We start from the raw sequence: 18,987 nt of genomic DNA, 5'->3' as shown, positions 1-18,987 counted from the left end.
TATTTTTTACATACCAAAAGGATCATTGACATATGTTAAACCTGCCCGTTTGCAATCTATCTTTAACAAAAAAAACATTCTGATAATCCGCAGAATTATTAACCAAATACATAAAATGACAAAGAGAACCTTACTTCTACCGTTATTCATCATTATTCTTAGCCTGTTTGCTTTCAAGCACTTTGAACAAACTGCTAAACCCCGCATTCTGATATTCAGCAAAACTGCTGGCTACAGGCATGAATCAATAAGTGCCGGAAAAACTGCACTCATAAAACTTGGAAAAGAGAACGGTTTCATCGTTGATACCACTGAAAATGAAAATTTTTTCAATGAAGATTCATTAAAAAAGTACTCAGCAGTTGTATTTCTGAATACAACCGGAAATGTTTTAAACAGTCCTCAGCAGACCAGCTTTGAACGATATATTCAGGCAGGCGGGGGTTATGCAGGCATTCACGCAGCAGCAGATACCGAATACGACTGGGCATGGTATGGAAAGCTTGCCGGAGGATACTTCCTGAGCCACCCTAAAATACAGGATGCAAGTCTGGATGTACTTGACCGCAGCCATTCATCAACCAAACATCTCTCAGAAAAATGGTTACGTAAAGATGAGTGGTATAATTACAAAGAACTTAATCCTGAAGTTAAGGTTTTAATTAATCTTGACGAGAAATCTTATGAGGGTGGAGCCAATGGAAACCCGCATCCTATTGCATGGTATCATGAGTTCGACGGGGGAAGGGCGTTCTATACCGGTATGGGCCATACCAATGAATCATACACTGATGCAGCCTACCTGAAACATCTCCTTGGCGGAATAAAATATGCTATGGGCAATAATACGGCTTTAAATTATTCGAAGGCTAAAACTCTGAAAGTGCCCGAAGAAAACCGCTTTGTTAAAACAGTTCTGACCACCGGAACTTTATTTGAACCTACTGAAATGGCCATACTTCCTAATCTGGATATTTTATTGGTTCAAAGACGTGGTGAAATCATGCTTTATAAGGAAAGTACTAAAAGTATTACTCAGGTTGGGGCCTTGAATGCCTATTTTCAAACTTCCGTTGCAGGAGCCAATGCAGAGGAAGGAGTTTTAGGTGTTGCAGCTGATCCTGATTATAAAAACAACAATTATGTCTATATCTTTTATAGTCCTAAAGACACCTCAGTAAACAGATTATCACGATTTAAATTTGTGAACGACAAATTGGACAACTCATCAGAAAAAGTTGTTTTACAGTTCTACTCTCAAAGAGAAATTTGCTGTCATACCGGTGGTTCAATTGCTTTTGGCCCGGATGGGTTACTGTACGTTTCAACGGGCGATAATTCAACTCCGTTTGATGTCCCTAAACAACAATTTGTTAATAAAGGATATGGACCGATGGATAACCGTCCAGGCCTTGAACAATATGATGCCGGCAGATCATCAGGTAACACCAATGACCTTCGCGGAAAAATCATGCGTATTCGCGTGAAGCCCGATGGCAGCTATGAAATACCTTCAGGAAACCTCTTCCCTCCTAAGACTCCTCATACCAAACCTGAAATCTATGTAATGGGGAACCGGAATCCATACCGTATTTCCATTGACAGCAAAACAGGATTCCTTTACTGGGGAGAGGTTGGTCCGGATGCAAACGCTGACAGCCCTGAACGCGGATCCAGAGGTTATGATGAGGTAAATCAGGCCCGTAATGCCGGCTTCTTCGGATGGCCATATTTTGTAGGCAATAACTACCCTTACCGGGCCTACGATTATAAAACAGGAATTAGTGCTGAAGCTTTTGATCCAAAAAAACCGGTTAATAATTCTCCGAACAATACCGGATTAAAGGAGTTACCTCAGGTACAACCTGCATTCATCTGGTATCCATATGCCGCCTCTAAAGAATTTCCTCAGGTTGGTACGGGTGGCCGGACTGCTATGGCCGGACCAGTATATCACAGTGAGCTTTATCCTAAAGAAACCCGTTATCCTGATCATTACAATAATAAATTATTCATTTACGAATGGATAAGAAACTGGATCAAGGTAGTTAGTATGAAACCTAACGGCGACTATGATAACATGGAAGCATTCATGCCTTCATCGTCTTTTGCAGCTCCGGTTGATATGGAACTGGGACCTGATGGAAGAATCTATATTCTTGAATATGGAAAAGGATGGTTCTCAAAAAATCCGGATGCCGGAATAGCAAGGATTGATTATATGGCAGGTAATCGTCCGCCCAAGATCAATGAACTCATTATTAACAATACCACAGGGATTCTTCCTTTCAAATTGCAGGCAAAAGTAAATGCAGAAGATTATGACAGGGATGAGTTGACCTATATCTGGGATTTGGGCAATGGCATCAAAAAGACAACTAAAAGCCCATCCATTGAGTACATCTATACAAAGGCTGGAGAATATCAGGTAAGTGTAAAGGTTACAGATAAGCAGATGGCAAGTTCCAGCAGCAGCCCCGTTCAGGTGGTAGCCGGAAATGCAAGACCTAAAGTTACTATTCAGATACAGGGTAACCGCAGCTTCTATTTCCCCGGCAAAGCTGTTGACTATCAGGTATTGGTAGCAGATCAGGGAGCAGCGGTAAACAAAAGCACGGTATTTGTTTCTACTAACTATACTAAGGGATCAGATTTTGCAGGAGCATCTCTTGGTCATCAGGAAGTTACTGCAGCTCAGTCAGGACAAGCTTTAATGCTTAAATCTGATTGCCAGTCATGCCATCAGACCAATACCAAATCAATAGGTCCGGCTTTTACCCAGGTCTCAGCAAAATATCAGAAAGACGCTTCAGCACTGAGCTATCTGTCTGCAAAGATTATCAAAGGTGGTGGTGGTGTATGGGGCGAAGTTGCCATGCCTGCTCATTCCACCATGAGTGAAGACGATGCAAAAAAGATTACCCAGTGGGTACTTTCACTCGAAAATAAAGCAGTGAACAAAGCTTCATTACCTATGCAGGGCAGAATCACACCATCTTCTGGAATTATAGAATCAGACAATACAGTATTCAGTCTGTATGCAGCATATACTGATCAGGGAGCTCCGGGACTTAAACCTCTTTCTTCAGCAGCATCAGTTTACCTGAGAAGTAATTTGTTCAATGCCAGAGAAATCACAGACAGAAACGGAATAAATCTGAAAGATTCAACATCCACAGGATTTTTAGTTTACCCACAAAACAAAGGCCGGATGACATTCAAGCAGATTGACCTGAACGGAATTGGAAGCCTGGAGCTGTCAAATCTAAAATATTCATTATCAGCAAAATACACTTTGGAATTACGTCTGGATTCAGAAAAAGGCCCGATAGTGGCTGCAGGTAATGTCAGCGTAGATCCGGGACATGAAACGGTGTCAATTCCGGTAAAAGCAACAAGCGACGGGAAACTTCATACACTTTACTTACTGATCAGTGCCGACCCTAAAAACGGGACCCCAAGACCACTGCTCAGAACATTAAAATTTGTTCCTGCAAAGATTCAATAAACGATCTTCAACCTGCTGCAATTAAATTATTGCAGCAGGTTTTTTTATTCCCTATGTATGAAAACATATTTTCAGGTACTGGCATTATACCTTGTGATCTCATGCTGTAATTCGGTTACTGATCAACAAAAAGAAACCGAATTTAAGAGCTTGCAGCAATCTGTCATTCTCCCGGAAAAAGCATTTCAAAAAAACATAGATGGTAAACCTACCGATCTGTATACTCTGAAGAACAATAAAAATGTGGTAGCAACATTTACAAATTACGGCGCAAGAATAATCAGTTTGCAGATCCCGGACCAGACAGGAAAATTAACCGATGTAGTAGTTGGGTTTTCCGGGATAGATCAATACATCAACTCAACTGAGCCTTATTTTGGTGCAACCATCGGCAGATATGGCAACCGGATTGCCCGGGGCAAATTTATTCTGGATGGTAAGACCTATACCTTGTTTACAAATAATGGAATCAATTCACTTCATGGAGGGAAAAAAGGATTTCAGGCCGTGGTATGGAATGCAAAGCAAATAAATAGCCAAAGTATTGAGTTCAGCTATCTTTCAAAGGATATGGAAGAGGGTTACCCTGGAAATCTTAGAGCAAAAGTGATCTACATCCTTACGGATGATAATGAATTAAAAATTAACTACTACGCATCCACAGATAAAAAAACGGTCATCAACCTGACCAATCATGCCTTTTATAATCTGAACGGGGAAGGCAGCGGATCTGTTCTGAATCATCAGTTACAGATAAATGCAGAAGAATATAATCCCGTAGATTCCACTCTGATCCCGATGGGGAAACCTCTCAAAGTAGATGGAACTCCTTTTGATTTCAGAAAACAACGGAGCATTGAGAACAGAATTGAAGCAGATCATATTCAACTGAAATACGGAAAAGGATATGACCATAACTACATATTGAACCGCTCGGACTCAGATAAACTATTCCATGCTGCCAGAGCCATTGGCGACAAGTCAGGAATTGTAATGGATGTATTCACTACAGAACCCGGCCTGCAATTCTACAGCGGGAATTTTATGCAGGCTAAAAATACCTTCAAGGGCGGATCGAAAGACGAATTCAGATCTGCTTTCTGTCTTGAAACACAGCATTTCCCTGATTCACCAAACAGACCTGATTTTCCAGACACAGTTTTGAATATGGGTGAAAGCTACACAAGCAGTACTGTTTATAAATTTTCATTGAACAAATAATCATCCGGGAGGCAAGTTCATTTGTATTTTACAACGATTATCAGAACTTTATACTGTACAAAACATAAAAAAACATTAGCGGATATATGAAAAGAAAATTAAGAATGGGAATGATCGGCGGTGGTAAAGATGCCTTTATTGGAGCAGTACACCGCATCGCAGCAAACATGGATGGACTCATCGAGCTGGTTTGCGGAGCGCTGAGCTCAAGCCCGGAAAAAGCACTTGAAAGTGGAAAAACACTTTTCCTCCCTGAAGACAGGATCTATCCAAGTTATGAAGAAATGATCCGTAAAGAAAGCCTGCTTCCTGCTGATGAACGTATGGATTTTGTGAGTATTGTTACGCCCAACCATGTCCACTTTGCTCCTGCAATGATGGCGCTGGAGCATGGTTTCCATGTAGTAATCGACAAACCAATTACTTTTACACTCGATGAAGCAAAGCAGCTGAAGAAAAAAACTGAAGAAACCGGCTTATGTTTATTACTGACCCATACTTACGCCGGATACCCGATGGTTAAGCATGCCAGACAACTGGTTAAGACCGGAGAATTGGGTAATATCAGGAAAGTTCTTGTCGAATATCCGCAGGGCTGGTTAAGTCGTTTGTCGGAAAAAGACGGAAATAACCCGCAGGCTGCATGGCGTACAGATCCAGGCAGATCAGGGAAAAGTGGATGTATGGGTGATATCGGTACACACGCTGCCCATCTGGCAGAATATGTTAGTGGGCTAAAAATCACTAAACTTTGTGCTGATCTGAATATCGTTGTACAAGGCAGGGCGCTGGATGATGACGGAAACGTATTACTGAAATTTGATAACGGAGCGAACGGAGTATTGGTGGCTTCTCAAATTGCTGCCGGAGAAGAAAATGCATTAAAAATAAGAGTGTACGGTGAAAAAGGAGGGCTGGAATGGTCACAACAGGAACCGAATACCATCATTCTGAAATGGCTCGACGCTCCGGTTCAGATATTAAGAACCGGCGGACATAATCTTTCAGGCTATGCTACCTTCAATACACGTACTCCCGGAGGGCATCCGGAAGGTTATCTTGAAGCATTCGGAAACCTGTACAGAAATTTCGCCCTGGTAGTTTCGGCAAAGAATGAAGGCACTGAAGCACCTGCTGAAGCTTATGATTATCCTTCAGTAAATGAAGGTATAAGAGGAATGGCTTTTATAGACAATGTGGTAAAAAGCGGTTCAAGTAATGAGAAATGGACAAATTTTGAAGTTTAACGAATAATATATATGACAACAATTAAAGGACCCGGAATATTCCTGGCTCAGTTTTTAGGTGATGAAGCGCCTTTCAACAGCCTGGAATCCATTTGTAAATGGGCTAAAAGCCTTGGCTATGAAGGAGTACAGATCCCAACCTGGGATCCCCGCTGTATTGACTTGCAAAAAGCTGCAGAAAGTAAAACCTATGCGGATGAAATTAAGGGCCTGGTTAATAGCTGCGGACTGGAGATCACCGAATTATCAACACACCTGCAGGGTCAGCTGGTTGCTGTGAATCCGGCATATGACCTTCTTTTTGACGGATTTGCTCCTGCATCGGTTCATAACAATCCTAAAGCAAGAACTGAATGGGCTATTCAGCAATTGAAATATGGGGCAACAGCATCCAAAAATCTGGGACTTACTGCTCATGCAACATTCAGCGGTTCATTACTTTGGCATACCTGGCATCCATGGCCGCAAAGACCAGCAGGTCTTGTAGATGCAGGATTTAAAGAACTTGCCAGAAGATGGATGCCTATTCTTGACCATTTTGATGAAAACGGAGTAGATGTTTGTTATGAAATTCATCCTGGTGAAGACCTGTTTGATGGTGTAACCTATGAAATGTTCCTGGAGAAAGTAAATAATCATCCAAGAGCCTGTTTATTATATGACCCATCACACTTTGTACTTCAGTGCCTTGATTATGTTCAGTACATTGACCATTATCACGAAAGGATCAAGGCATTCCATGTAAAAGACGCAGAATTCAATTCAACCGGGAAACAAGGCACATTTGGGGGTTATCAGGGCTGGGCAGACCGCGCCGGCAGATACCGTTCGCCGGGCGACGGGCAAGTTGATTTTAAAAAAATATTCAGCAAACTTACTCAATATGATTTTAAAGGCTGGGCTGTAATGGAGTGGGAATGCTGTATCAAACATCCCGAAGATGGTGCAAAAGAAGGATCTGAATTTATTAAAGATCATATCATCAGAGTTACCGAAAAAGCGTTTGATGATTTTGCGGGAAGAGGCAGTGATGAAGAGTTCAACCGTAAAATTATTGGCATTTAATATTATTCACTATTTTCACCCCATATAATTTAAATACAATGAAAAAGATATTTGCCCTATTAAGTATTTGCAGTGTTATTTATGCCTGCAACAGCGGAGAAAAAACAGCTGAGACACAAGATACCAGCACACAAGCAGTAGCAGCAGCTCCTGCCGCAGATACAACAGCAAGTGCTGTAGCGTCTGTAGGATCAGCAAAAGGTGAACAACTGATCGGTGCATCCGATTGCTTAACCTGCCATAAAGTAGATGCCAAGCTTGTTGGCCCGTCTTATATTGATGTAGCAAACAAATACCCTGCTACAGATGCCAATATTGACTTACTGGCAGGAAAAATCATTCAGGGGGGTTCAGGTTCCTGGGGTGAAATTCCAATGGCACCACACCCCGCTTTAAGCAGTGATGATGCAAAAGAAATGGTTAAATACATTCTGTCTTTAAAAACTAACTAAAATGAAACGTATCAGCCTGATTATCCTTGCTGCAGTGCTGTTCAGTGGCTTTGATTCGCCCGAAACAAGCAAAAATGTTTCTGATTCATCTAAAAAAGGATGGCAGAAATTGTTTGATGGTAAAAGTACAGCAGGTTGGCACACTTATGGTAAACAGCAGGCAGGTGCAGCCTGGAAAGTGAATGATGGTGCGCTGTATCTGGATGCTAAAAACAAAACCAAAGAGAGTGGCGGCGACCTGACAACCAATGAGGAGTTCAGTAATTTCCATCTTAAACTGGAATGGAAAATCTCGAAAAACGGCAATAGCGGAATCATTTTCTTTGTAAATGAAGACCTAAGCAAATACCCCGCTTCATATAATACCGGTCCGGAAATGCAGGTTCTTGATAATGACGGACATGCAGACGGAAAGATCAATAAGCATCGTGCCGGCGACCTGTATGATCTGATAGCCAGCAGCTCAGAACCGGTAAAACCTGTTGGTCAATGGAATAAAGTAGAAATCATTGCCAGCAAAGGCAAACTCGATTTTATCATGAACGGAGTCAAAGTGGTTTCAACAACCATGTGGGATGAACAATGGAAGACGATGGTTGCAGGCAGTAAGTTCAAAACTATGCCTGGCTTCAGTATTTACAAGTCAGGGAAAATCGCTCTTCAGGATCATGGAGATGAGGTTTGGTACAGAAATATTGAAATCAAAAGATTATAATCAGTTAATTATTAACTCTATAAAAAGGCAGCAGGTTTAAAAACCTGCTGCCTTTTTATTTGTCCATCAATCAATTAAAACAGATAATATTTATGTTTTAGTGAAATAAAAGAGCAGGATATATGAAGGTTGAACGATAAACCAGGTACAATTCGTTCTTTACCCTCTAAAACTAAAATGCCTGATAAGTTAGAACCTATCAGGCATTTTAAAGACTTAATTAAGTCCTATTGCGATTTTCCGCGGGCAAGTATCGGCAATATCTTCTCAACCTTACCATTGCGAATTCCGTACATGAAATCATACAGATTCACAACAGGATCGCAGTGAGGTACAATTACCTCAAATTTATCTCCGACCTTATATGTTTTATTTGGATTGATAATTTTCACCGATCCGTACTCATCAGAACCTGCATTATAATCAAAATCAGGCTCACCGATAATCTTACCATGAGGCACATTCAAAGTCAGGGCTTTTGAACCTGAATCAGTAACATACTTCCCTTCATTTGCATTATTGATAATCGTTGCCATCACAGTGAGTGAAGGTGCAAAATCATCATACACCTTATCATTGGTTTTACCTCCAATGATAAGGTACTGATGATCCATAAACAGGTAACTACCAACCTGAACATCAGTAAATCCGGGAACTTCAGTCATAATATCATATGTGCCTGTACCACCACCACTAAAAATTTCCATATTTAATCCGGCTTTCTTCATCAGTTCATAACTATGAACTACCGGCTCAAATGTCTTTAATGCCTGCTCTCTGCGGGCTTTGAAACCCTCAACATGCTGAACCGCTCCATCATAAGCAAGAACACCATGGAATTTAAGATTTGGTGCTTTATCAACAAACTGAGCTAGCTCTAATGCCGGCTGTCCATTTTTCACTCCAGATCTTTTAATCACATCCAGATCCACAACAATATCAGCAACGATACCAGCTGCCTTTGCCGCATCCTGCAAATCCCTGGCATTCTGCATATTATCAACCGCCTGATAGAAGCCTTTATACTTCTTTCTGAGAGCCATTGCATGCTTAATCTTGGATGGCGTTACATTAACACCTGTCATCAGTACATTCTGAATACCATTTACCAGCATCACTTCAGATTCGCTCAACTTTGCAGCACAAACACCAACTGCACCTGCTGCAATCTGCATTTTTGCAATCGCCGGACATTTATGCGTCTTAACATGCGGACGAACACCAACACCTGTTCCCTTTAATCCGGTATGTACTGCTTTGATATTCGCCTCCATTTTATCAAGATCAACACAAAGAGCCGGAGTGTCAAGATCCCATTTGGATTTACCAATATCTGAAACCTGAGCTTCATATAATGTTTCAGCACTTAATGATGGCGACCAGAAAGAGGTGGCGCCGGCAACAGCAGTGGCCTGCAGGAATTTACGACGGTTTAGGTAGTTGGACATTTTATTAGATTTTTAGTTTATGTCTTAAATCTAAAAAAAAATAATTTAAAAAAACATATCCCCCTATATCAGAGCAGGATACAAATTATAGCAGACTTTACCCATACCACCAGCGGAAATATCTGGAGAATGCAAATCAAGCAGATACCTATCAAGGGAAAAGCAGCAACGATAAACTCTGACAATCAGTCTATTAAATAGATTTGCACAGAATAAGTATTCAGAATCCGGATAGATTTGATCTAAAAAATACGGGGCTTAATAATGAACAACTCTCATGTAGCATTTTTGATACTTAGGCAATATATTGACCAGTTAAAACGAGCTGCTTACAAAAGGCTGAAAATTTTGTTTCCCGGTAAATACACCTATTCCGCCAACGCTTCCCATATTATTCAGTAATACAGATAAGATAACAATAAAAACAGATGGCATGATATAATCTGAAAAATGCTGAAACTATAATATTAACACTGACAGAATCTGAATCCTGTCAGTATTTTATCTATCCGGCAATGATCAGAAAGTAGTTTTTCTTTCCCTTCTGAGCTACAAGAAATTTCCCCTTGATAAGGTTTGCAGAGCTGAATAATTGTACAGGGTCAGGCACCTTTTCTTTATTTACTGATACCCCACCTCCGGTTATCATTTTACGGGCCTCTCCTTTAGACGGGAAAACTGCAGTTTTCTCGGCCAGAAGATCAGTAGCAGTGATGCCGGCCGCCAATTCATCTTTGCTTATCTTAAACTGAGGCAAACCTTCAAATACTTCCATTATTTCAGTTTCAGATAAAGATTGCAGGAATTCAAGCGAACCGTTCCCAAACAGGAATTCAGATGTTTTCAATGCTGTCTGCAATGCATCATCTGAATGCGTTCTGATAGTAATCTCTTCAGCCAGTGCTTTCTGAAGTATCCTCAAATGCGGAGCTTCATCATGCTCATTCTCAAGCTGTTCAATCTCAGGCTGAGATTTTAATGTAAAAATCCTGATCCAGCTTTTTGCGTCAGAATCAGTGGTATTTAGCCAGAACTGATAGAATTTATACGGAGATGTTTTCGCCGGATCAAGCCATACAGCACCGCTCTCTGTTTTACCGAACTTGGTACCATCTGCCTTTTTGATCAACTGCGTAGTGATAGCATAAGCAGTTCCTGCAGCTTTACGGCGAATAAGTTCGGTCCCTGTTACGATATTCCCCCATTGATCAGAACCTCCCATTTGTACCTGGCAGTTTCTTTCTTTCCATAAATAGTAAAAATCATAGCCCTGAACCAGCTGATAACTGAATTCTGTAAAAGACATCCCTGTATCACCTTCAAGACGTTTTTTAACAGAATCCTTAGCCATCATATAATTGACAGTCAGATGCTTACCTACGTCGCGAATAAAATCCAGAAAAGTAAAATTCTTAAACCAGTCGTAATTATTTACCATCTCAGCGCTGTTTGCACCGCAGTTAAAATCAAGGAATTTTTTGAGCTGATGTTCAAGACACTTCACATTATGATTCAAAATTTCTTCCGACAAAAGATTACGTTCTGCTGATTTCCCTGATGGATCACCAACCATTCCGGTAGCACCACCAACCAGGGCAACGGGTCTATGCCCTGCTCTCTGAAAGTGGATCAATGTCATGATCTGGGTCAGGTGACCAACATGCAAAGAGTCTGCGGTTGGATCAAACCCGATATAACCTGAGGTCATTTGTTTGTTCAACTCATCTTCAGTACCGGGCATTATATCATGCAGCATTCCCCGCCAGCGTAATTCTTCTACAAAATTCATTTTATCTCAAGGATCGTTAAGATTGCAAATATAAGAGAATTGATAAAACCACTGATGGCAAATATTTTCGTATTTTTATAATTGTCGCGCTAAAAATCAGCCTGACAAGACTAACCAATAAATACAAAATGAACTTCCTGTCTCATTTTTACTTTGACCGGCATAGCGAAGATCCACATCTGGTTCTGGGCACAGTATTGCCTGATCTGGTTAAAAATGCACGTAAAGACTGGAATATTCATCCCGAAAAAAATGAACATCTGTTTGGTAAGAGTTTCGAAAAAGCTATACTTGAAGGCTGGAAAAGGCATCTTAAGGTTGACAGGCATTTTCATAATTCAGGCTTTTTCATTGAACATACCAGAGAAATCCGAAAAGCAATTACTCCGGCACTGAACAATTCGATCGTCAGACCTTCATTTTTAGCACATATCGCACTTGAATTGATGCTCGACAGTACGTTACTGATCAGGGAGCATGTCAGAACAAATGATTTTTACACTCACCTGCGTGAATCAGACCGTGAAGCACTCAGAAGCTTTTTGAAACTGAACAAAGTGGACGATACCGATCATTTTTTTACTTTCTTTGATAAGTTCATTCACTCCCAATACCTTGAAAGTTATCGGGAAACCCACAATATCATGTATGCTCTTAAAAAGATTTGCATGAGAATCTGGGCAGACCCGCTTACAGAACAAGAAGTTCTTGAACTCAGTAAAATACTAAACGACTACCATCATAATCTGCTTGGAAATTATATGGATATTTATGACGAAATACACTCAAAGTTAATTGAGAGCTGAATCAGTAAGTTATCTGTCGTCAATTATCCGGTTTTCGCATTTTCATTATTCTAACAAAATTTAACTCTGAATTCTCAATCACCAGTGATTCTCAATTCTCAATTCAAACATTTATCTTCGCTCCATGTCACTTTTTGAGATCAAAGAACGCATAGATAGCCTTGTAAAGGAGCTGAATGAGCATAATTACAAATATTATGTACTGGCCCAGCCTGTCATTTCAGATATTGAGTTTGATAAAAAACTGGCAGAACTTGCCGCACTTGAAAAGGAATATCCCGAATATCTGGACCCTGAATCGCCAACAAAAAAAGTTGGAGGCGACATTACCCGCGAATTTCAGACAGTAAAACACAAATGGCCAATGCTTTCTCTGGGTAATACCTACAGTGAGCAGGAACTGAAAGATTTTGACGAGCGTGTCCACAAAGCGATCGGCGATAATTTTGAATATGTATGCGAACTAAAGTTTGACGGACTTTCAATTAGTCTGACCTACGAAAACGGGAAACTACTGAGAGCTGTAACCCGTGGAGATGGCACTCAGGGCGATGATGTAACCAATAATGCAAAAACGATTCACAGCATCCCGAAAATTATCAAGGGATCAGGATTCCCTGAAAGCTTTGATATAAGAGGTGAAGTTTTCATGCACCGCGCTGCTTTTGAAAAACTGAATAATGAACGCATAGAAAACAATGAAATGGCTTATGCCAACCCGCGGAATTTTGCTTCAGGCACACTGAAAATGCAGGACTCAAGTGAAGTTGCTAAACGTCCTCTGGATTGTTTCTTATACTTTCTGTATACTGATCAACGCACTTACACTACGCACTGGGAAAGTCTTGAAACCGTAAAAAAATGGGGCTTCCACGTCTGCGATCATACCAAACTCTGCAAAAACATTGAGGATGTTATTGAGTTTATTCATTACTGGGATGAAAAACGCTTTGATCTCAGTTACGACATTGATGGTATTGTAATTAAAGTAAATAATTATGATCAGCAGGAAGAACTTGGATTCACGGCTAAGTCACCCCGATGGGCTATTTCATATAAATATAAGGCACAGGAAGTAGAGACTATACTGAACGAAGTAACATATCAGGTAGGAAGAACAGGGGCCGTTACTCCGGTCGCGAATCTTAAGCCCGTATTTCTTGCCGGTACAACTGTTAAAAGAGCAACATTACACAATGCCAATGAGATCAAACGGCTTGATCTTCATATTGGTGATACTGTTCTGGTAGAAAAAGGCGGGGAGATCATTCCAAAGGTCATTGCTGTAAATACTGCCAAACGTTCGGCCGATGCACAAAGTGTGATCTATCCTGATACATGTCCTGAATGTGGCAGCAACCTGATTCGCAAGGAAGGTGAAGCTGTTCATTATTGTCCGAATGATGAAGGATGCCCGCCGCAGATAGTTGGCAAGATGCAGCATTTCATCAGCCGTAAGGCTATGAACATAGAAGGACTTGGCCAGGAAACTATTGAAACATTTTATAATAAAGGATTCATTGAACATATCAGTGATTTGTATACTCTTTACGAAAAGGAAGATTTGCTCAAACAGCTGGATCGTTTCGGGGAGAAATCCATCCGGAACATGATCGAAGGCATTGAGAAATCAAAACAGATGCCTTTTGAAAAAGTACTTTTCGGTTTGGGGATCCGCTATGTCGGAGAAACAGTTGCAAAAAAACTGGCAGCACATTTCAAAGATATCGACAGCCTGATGAATGCGAGTTTTGATGAACTGATTTCGGCAGACGAGATTGGCGAACGAATTGCAGAAAGCCTGATCGAATATTTTAATGAGCCACGGCACAGGGAACAGATTGAGATATTAAGAAATCACGGATTACAGTTTGAAACATCAGGCAGCGCCACAGTACTTAACAGTAATAAACTGGAAGGAAAGTCATTCATTATCTCAGGAGTCTTTGAAAAATACAGCAGGGATGAGCTAAAGGATCTTATAGAGACTAATGGAGGGAAGATACTGAGCAGTATTTCAGCAAAATTAAATTATCTGGTTGCCGGAGATAATATGGGGCCTTCCAAACTTGAAAAAGCTGTAAAACTTCAGATTCCTGTTATCTCAGACGAAGATCTTATGTCGATGCTGCAATAATTTTGTGATAAATTGCTATTTTTTAGCAAATCGTTTTAAAATTGGGGTTCTTGCCCTTAAATTCGCAAACCAAATTTGGTTTAATACAAATAAAATGAACAAATTTCATGGAACTGGAGTAGCAGTTATTACTCCTTTCAAAGCAGATGGATCTGTGGATCATACAGACCTCAGGAATGTCCTTGATTATATCATCAATGGCGGGGTTGAATACATTGTTTCTTTAGGTACAACCGGCGAAGCAGCAACACTCAGCAGTGATGAGAAAAAGGCTGTATGGGAAACAACTTTGTCTCATGTAAACGGAAGAGTTCCATTGGTTGCAGGCATAGGTGGCAATAATACAGCAGAAGTGATCAAAGACCTGAAAAAATTTGATTCAAAGGGGTTTGATGCTGTACTCTCAGTTTGTCCATATTATAATAAACCCACACAGGAAGGAATTTACCAGCATTACAAGGCACTTGCACAGGAAAGTGAGCTGCCTGTCTTCTTATACAATGTTCCGGGAAGGACAGGTGTAAATATGAGCGCTGATACAACACTTCGTCTGGCTCATGATTTCAAGAACATTATTGCCATGAAAGAAGCATCAGGCAATTTTGACCAGTTTAACAAAATTATTAAAGACAAGCCTGAAGACTTTCTTTTCATTTCCGGAGATGATCCTATCACCTTACCATTGATTGCCATGGGGGCTGCAGGTGTTATTTCTGTTATTGGTAATGCATTACCGGGAATATTCTCTACCATGGTGCGTATGTGTCTGGATGGCAAATTCATTGAAGCACAGCCATTACATCACAGCATTACTGAACTTATCTCCCTTTGCTTTGTGGAAGGTAATCCGGGTGGAGTAAAATCAGCGATGAAATTATTGGGTATTTGTGAAGATACGATGCGTTTGCCGCTTGTAAACGTAAGTGATGCAACTGAACAGCTGATCAAAACCAAACTTGAGCAATTAAATTTGCTCTAAAAAAACCTTTAAAACAGAAAAAGCCCGTTATGATCTAACGGGCCTTTAAATTTCTTCAGAAGAATTACTTTTTCTTCGCTTTTGCAGCTTCTTTGTTTTTCATTTCCTGAACTTCAAGACGGATAGCCTGAGCCAGATTCTTTAAATCCTGCATACCTTTTCTTACACGGGTACCAGCTGCACTGTTTGCTTTACTGTAGAATTTTTCAGCATCAGCTTCCAGTGATTCAAATAAATTTTTTGCTTCGGTGAATTTTTTCATGTTGTTAATCCTTTAGTTATGAGGTTAGTATTGTTTTGTTATCTAATGTATAACGTTTTTTTTAAATAAAGAATACTTGAAACAAATAAAATCTTGCGTTTTTAGCGTTTTTTTCCACATTTTTTATAGTTATTCACAAAAACATTGAACATAAAGGCGATAAGTAATTCTTTTTCAGCAAATTACAAAACAGATTAAAAAAAATATGCCCTCAGAAGGCTTCTGAGGGCATATTTTAAAAATTAGAAAAATGCAGATAATACCTAATCAATAAGGTTTAAATTCCACTCTTTCCCTTGTAATAACCAAGTTTCAATTTCTCTGCCACTTCACTGTAAGCTTTCAGGGTTCTGTTCACATCTTCAATAGTATGAAGAGCAGTTGGAATAAGTCTCAGCATGATCAGACCCTTAGGAATTACCGGATATACAACAATAGAGCAGAATATGCTATAATTCTCTCTCAGATCCATTGTGATAGCTGTGGCTTCAGACAATTCACCTTCAAGAAACACAGGAGTTACCATTGTATTTGTTACACCGATATTAAATCCTCTTTCTTTTAGTCCGTTCTGAAGACTGGTAGCGATGAACCAAAGTTTTTCTCTGAGCTCAGGAGTGCTTCTGAGTAATTCCAGACGTTTGCGCAGACCAACAACCATTGGCATAGGCAATGACTTAGCGAAAATCTGTGAGCGCATATTATAACGGAAGAAATTAGTAATTTCCTCAGTTGATGCAATGAATGCACCTATTCCTGCCATTGACTTGGCGAAGGTTCCAAAATAAATATCAACGCCATCAATACATCCCTGCTCCTCATGAGTTCCGGCACCCGTCGGCCCCATAGTTCCAAAACCATGAGCATCATCAATAAGCAAACGGAAACTGTACTTCTGCTTCTTATCAACGATCTCTTTAAGTTTACCCTGTGCACCTGACATACCGAACACACCTTCAGTAATTACAAGTATAGCGCCCCCGGTATTCTCAACCCATTTAGTAGCTCTTTCAAGCTGCTTGTCAAGGCTTTCCATATCATTATGAGTGTAAACGAAACGCTTACCCTGGTGCAAACGCACTCCATCAATGATACATGCATGCGATTCAGCATCATAAACAATTACGTCATGACGATCAACAATTGCATCGATGGCAGACATGATTCCCTGATAACCGTAATTCAGCAGGAATGCATCCTGCTTTCCTACGAAATCAGCAAGCTCTCTTTCAAGCGCTTCGTGATTATTAGAGTTACCCGACATCATACGGGCACCCATCGGATATGCAAGACCGAATTCTGCAGCTCCATCTGCATCAGCTTTGCGTACTTCCGGATGATTTGCAAGTCCGAGGTAATTATTCAAACTCCATACCAGGTGTTCTTTACCTCTGAACATCATATGTGGACCTATTTCACCTTCTAATTTTGGGAAAGAGAAATAACCATGGGCCATTTTCTGGTGCTGGCCCAGAGGTCCCATATTTTTCGAAATTTTATCAAATAAATCCAATTCTTATAATTTTATTGTTAGCATAACTTCCGGCAAAGTTAAGATTTAGCGCCTGATTATCAAAAGCTAATTCAAGAGCTCCCGGAAAAGATAAAAGGCCTTAATTCATGGAATAAAGGCCTTTCAAATGATATTTATTGTTCTTAGTCTACATTATCGTGCAAAAAAGAATTATTAGGTCTGATTTCAGTAATACCCTCATCATTACTCAGTGTAAAGCGTGAGACCTGCGATTCTGATGAATGAGGAACATCCAATAATGACATTTGTTTACGCTTATAGGCGGGTTCGCTCTCCAGCTCCTGAAGCCCATTGGCAGTACGAAGCTTCATACTCAGGTCTTTAAGACGAAGTATTCTTTCTTTCGATTTACGCAATTGCTCTTCGATCGATTCATCTGTTTTATTTTCATCCGGATTAACCCAGGTCATCGGAGTTTCTTCCTCTGCACGCTCTGCTACCGGCTCTTCAAGTTCTGCAGTAATCTCTTCTGATCTGAATTCAAATTCGAAGCTTGTTTCTGTTGCTTTAACTTCCATCTGAACAGGTTCCTGAGAAACTTCTTCAGTTAGCGTATGACGCAGAACATCAGTGTCAGATACCTTTTCCTCTTCTACTTTTGGAGCACTTTGAAAATATCCGGCAAACAGATCTGCCTGGCTTTCTTCAACAGCTTTCAGCACCGGTTCGTTAATTTCCTCTTTCTTAGACTCAATAAAGGTGTTTTCCTGCACAGGTTTTACCAGAGGAGCCTGCTCTGGAGTTAAAAGTGACACTTTACGTACCTGGCTCTTTTCTACTTCACGCTCTTCCATAGTCTGGAAGCCTGTTGCGATGATCGTAACTGAAATTTTCTCTCCAAGAGTATCATCTGAACAGTTACCCCAGATCAAATCAGCTGCAAGTCCGGCTTCCTGCTGAATATAGTCTGTAATGATACTCACCTCATCCATGGTTACTTCCTTATCACCTGAGCTGATATTCAGAAGAATATAACGGGCGCCCTCAATTTCATTATCTTTTAATAATGGAGAAGCCAGCGCTCCTTCAACGGCTCTCAAAGCACGATTTTCGCCCTCTGCTGCATAGCTTCCCATGATGGCCACTCCGCTTTCTTTCATTACGGTACGCACATCCTTAAAGTCAACGTTGATATATCCCGGAATAGTGATGATTTCAGCAATTCCCTTGGCAGCAGTTGTTAAAATATTATCTGCCTGTGCAAATGCAGAACCCAGAGTCAGGTTACCAAATATCTCACGTAAACGATCGTTTGAAATAACCAGATAAGAATCTACATATTTCTTGAACTCTTCCAGACCCTCTTCTGCCTGAATCTTCCTGCGCTTTCCTTCAAATGAGAAAGGAGTAGTAATGATTCCTACAGTAAGAATATCCATTTCTTTTGCTGCTTTTGCAATAATCGGACTGGCACCGGTTCCGGTACCACCACCCATTCCTGCAGTAATGAAAAGCATTTTGGTATTTGACCCAAGCATACGCTTGATATCATCGATATTTTCAATTGCAGAGTTCTTACCCACTTCAGGTATTGACCCGGCACCCATCCCTTCAGTTAAACTTGCCCCTAACTGAACCTTGTTAGGGATCGGGCTAAGCTCAAGAGCCTGAGCATCCGTATTACAAATAATGAAATCAACACCTGTGATTCCCTGGCGGTACATATGGTTTACAGCGTTACCACCGCCGCCACCAACACCAATTACCTTGATGATTGATGACTTTTCTTTTAACATTTCAAACTGCATATCTTTAATAATCAGTTGGGTAAATCTTTTTCGTGCTCAGACAGTTTCCGGTCTAATATTAAATAATTTTCCACAG

Annotated in this window: 14 protein-coding genes; 9 read left to right on the top strand and 5 right to left on the bottom strand. The window is 40.5% G+C overall.

Going from position 1 to position 18,987, the window contains the following annotated elements; genetic code table 11:
• Positions 1–115 precede the first annotated feature (115 nt).
• The 6 genes from P2W72_RS04565 (at position 116) to P2W72_RS04540 (ending at position 8,208) form a co-directional block, all read left to right on the top strand.
• Complete coding sequence (locus tag P2W72_RS04565) at positions 116–3,508, top strand: ThuA domain-containing protein (RefSeq protein ID WP_276359725.1); 3,393 nt, start codon at positions 116–118, stop codon at positions 3,506–3,508.
• A gap of 57 nt (positions 3,509–3,565) precedes the next feature.
• On the top strand, positions 3,566–4,729 hold the full coding sequence (locus tag P2W72_RS04560; protein WP_276359724.1) for an aldose epimerase family protein: 1,164 nt from the start codon (positions 3,566–3,568) through the stop codon (positions 4,727–4,729).
• A gap of 86 nt (positions 4,730–4,815) precedes the next feature.
• Positions 4,816–5,976, top strand: coding sequence for a Gfo/Idh/MocA family oxidoreductase (locus tag P2W72_RS04555; protein ID WP_276359723.1), 1,161 nt, complete (start codon positions 4,816–4,818; stop codon positions 5,974–5,976).
• 12 nt (positions 5,977–5,988) lie between these two features.
• Positions 5,989–7,041 carry a sugar phosphate isomerase/epimerase gene (locus tag P2W72_RS04550; RefSeq protein ID WP_276359722.1) on the top strand — a complete coding sequence of 351 codons (1,053 nt, stop codon included), beginning with the start codon at positions 5,989–5,991 and terminating at the stop codon, positions 7,039–7,041.
• Between the two features lie 38 nt (positions 7,042–7,079).
• A complete protein-coding gene (locus P2W72_RS04545) occupies positions 7,080–7,493 on the top strand; it encodes a c-type cytochrome (protein ID WP_276359721.1) in 414 nt (137 codons plus the stop codon).
• A 1-nt stretch (position 7,494) separates the two neighbouring features.
• A complete protein-coding gene (locus P2W72_RS04540; protein WP_276359720.1) occupies positions 7,495–8,208 on the top strand; it encodes a DUF1080 domain-containing protein in 714 nt (237 codons plus the stop codon).
• A gap of 227 nt (positions 8,209–8,435) precedes the next feature.
• On the opposite strand, the gene P2W72_RS04535 is transcribed toward P2W72_RS04540, so the two are convergent.
• Both P2W72_RS04535 and tyrS read right to left on the bottom strand, forming a co-directional pair.
• The gene (locus tag P2W72_RS04535) at positions 8,436–9,656 is read right to left on the bottom strand and encodes a DSD1 family PLP-dependent enzyme (protein WP_276359719.1); all 1,221 of its coding nucleotides are present in this window, start codon (positions 9,654–9,656) and stop codon (positions 8,436–8,438) included.
• A 505-nt stretch (positions 9,657–10,161) separates the two neighbouring features.
• The gene (gene tyrS, locus P2W72_RS04530; RefSeq protein ID WP_276359718.1) at positions 10,162–11,445 is read right to left on the bottom strand and encodes a tyrosine--tRNA ligase; all 1,284 of its coding nucleotides are present in this window, start codon (positions 11,443–11,445) and stop codon (positions 10,162–10,164) included.
• 128 nt (positions 11,446–11,573) lie between these two features.
• On the opposite strand from tyrS, the gene P2W72_RS04525 reads away from it, so the two are divergent.
• The 3 genes from P2W72_RS04525 (at position 11,574) to dapA (ending at position 15,367) form a co-directional block, all read left to right on the top strand.
• Entirely contained in the window at positions 11,574–12,251 is a 678-nt protein-coding gene (locus P2W72_RS04525) for a hypothetical protein (RefSeq protein WP_276359717.1), read from the top strand.
• Between the two features lie 124 nt (positions 12,252–12,375).
• The gene (gene ligA, locus P2W72_RS04520; protein WP_276359716.1) at positions 12,376–14,388 is read left to right on the top strand and encodes an NAD-dependent DNA ligase LigA; all 2,013 of its coding nucleotides are present in this window, start codon (positions 12,376–12,378) and stop codon (positions 14,386–14,388) included.
• A gap of 94 nt (positions 14,389–14,482) precedes the next feature.
• Positions 14,483–15,367 (top strand): 4-hydroxy-tetrahydrodipicolinate synthase, encoded by an 885-nt coding sequence (gene dapA, locus P2W72_RS04515; protein WP_276359715.1) that lies wholly within the window; start codon positions 14,483–14,485, stop codon positions 15,365–15,367.
• Positions 15,368–15,431: 64 nt separating this feature from the next.
• Here dapA and P2W72_RS04510 read toward each other — a convergent pair whose 3' ends face one another.
• The 3 genes from P2W72_RS04510 to ftsZ all read right to left on the bottom strand — a co-directional run bounded on the left by P2W72_RS04510 (position 15,432) and on the right by ftsZ (position 18,911).
• Positions 15,432–15,629: a histone H1 gene (locus tag P2W72_RS04510; protein ID WP_276359714.1), complete on the bottom strand. Its 198-nt coding sequence runs from the start codon at positions 15,627–15,629 to the stop codon at positions 15,432–15,434.
• 277 nt (positions 15,630–15,906) lie between these two features.
• The gene (locus P2W72_RS04505) at positions 15,907–17,142 is read right to left on the bottom strand and encodes a pyridoxal phosphate-dependent aminotransferase family protein (RefSeq protein WP_276359713.1); all 1,236 of its coding nucleotides are present in this window, start codon (positions 17,140–17,142) and stop codon (positions 15,907–15,909) included.
• Positions 17,143–17,285: 143 nt separating this feature from the next.
• Positions 17,286–18,911: a cell division protein FtsZ gene (gene ftsZ / locus P2W72_RS04500; RefSeq protein WP_276359712.1), complete on the bottom strand. Its 1,626-nt coding sequence runs from the start codon at positions 18,909–18,911 to the stop codon at positions 17,286–17,288.
• Positions 18,912–18,987 lie beyond the last annotated feature (76 nt).

Origin of the sequence: Daejeonella sp. H1SJ63, assembly GCF_029360775.1 — a bacterium.
GTDB lineage: Bacteria > Bacteroidota > Bacteroidia > Sphingobacteriales > Sphingobacteriaceae > Daejeonella.
The sequence above is the reverse complement of the archived record's forward strand: the minus strand, read 5'-3'. Positions and strand labels throughout refer to the sequence as shown.

What these genes read in the sequence shown, in the direction of transcription:
- P2W72_RS04565 (WP_276359725.1), top strand. Translation starts at nt 116, where the DNA reads ATGACAAAGAGAACCTTACTTCTACCGTTATTCATCATTATTCTTAGC.
- P2W72_RS04560 (WP_276359724.1), top strand. Translation starts at nt 3,566, where the DNA reads ATGAAAACATATTTTCAGGTACTGGCATTATACCTTGTGATCTCATGC.
- P2W72_RS04555 (WP_276359723.1), top strand. Translation starts at nt 4,816, where the DNA reads ATGAAAAGAAAATTAAGAATGGGAATGATCGGCGGTGGTAAAGATGCC.
- P2W72_RS04550 (WP_276359722.1), top strand. Translation starts at nt 5,989, where the DNA reads ATGACAACAATTAAAGGACCCGGAATATTCCTGGCTCAGTTTTTAGGT.
- P2W72_RS04545 (WP_276359721.1), top strand. Translation starts at nt 7,080, where the DNA reads ATGAAAAAGATATTTGCCCTATTAAGTATTTGCAGTGTTATTTATGCC.
- P2W72_RS04540 (WP_276359720.1), top strand. Translation starts at nt 7,495, where the DNA reads ATGAAACGTATCAGCCTGATTATCCTTGCTGCAGTGCTGTTCAGTGGC.
- P2W72_RS04535 (WP_276359719.1), bottom strand. Translation starts at nt 9,656, where the DNA reads ATGTCCAACTACCTAAACCGTCGTAAATTCCTGCAGGCCACTGCTGTT.
- tyrS (WP_276359718.1), bottom strand. Translation starts at nt 11,445, where the DNA reads ATGAATTTTGTAGAAGAATTACGCTGGCGGGGAATGCTGCATGATATA.
- P2W72_RS04525 (WP_276359717.1), top strand. Translation starts at nt 11,574, where the DNA reads ATGAACTTCCTGTCTCATTTTTACTTTGACCGGCATAGCGAAGATCCA.
- ligA (WP_276359716.1), top strand. Translation starts at nt 12,376, where the DNA reads ATGTCACTTTTTGAGATCAAAGAACGCATAGATAGCCTTGTAAAGGAG.
- dapA (WP_276359715.1), top strand. Translation starts at nt 14,483, where the DNA reads ATGAACAAATTTCATGGAACTGGAGTAGCAGTTATTACTCCTTTCAAA.
- P2W72_RS04510 (WP_276359714.1), bottom strand. Translation starts at nt 15,629, where the DNA reads ATGAAAAAATTCACCGAAGCAAAAAATTTATTTGAATCACTGGAAGCT.
- ftsZ (WP_276359712.1), bottom strand. Translation starts at nt 18,911, where the DNA reads ATGCAGTTTGAAATGTTAAAAGAAAAGTCATCAATCATCAAGGTAATT.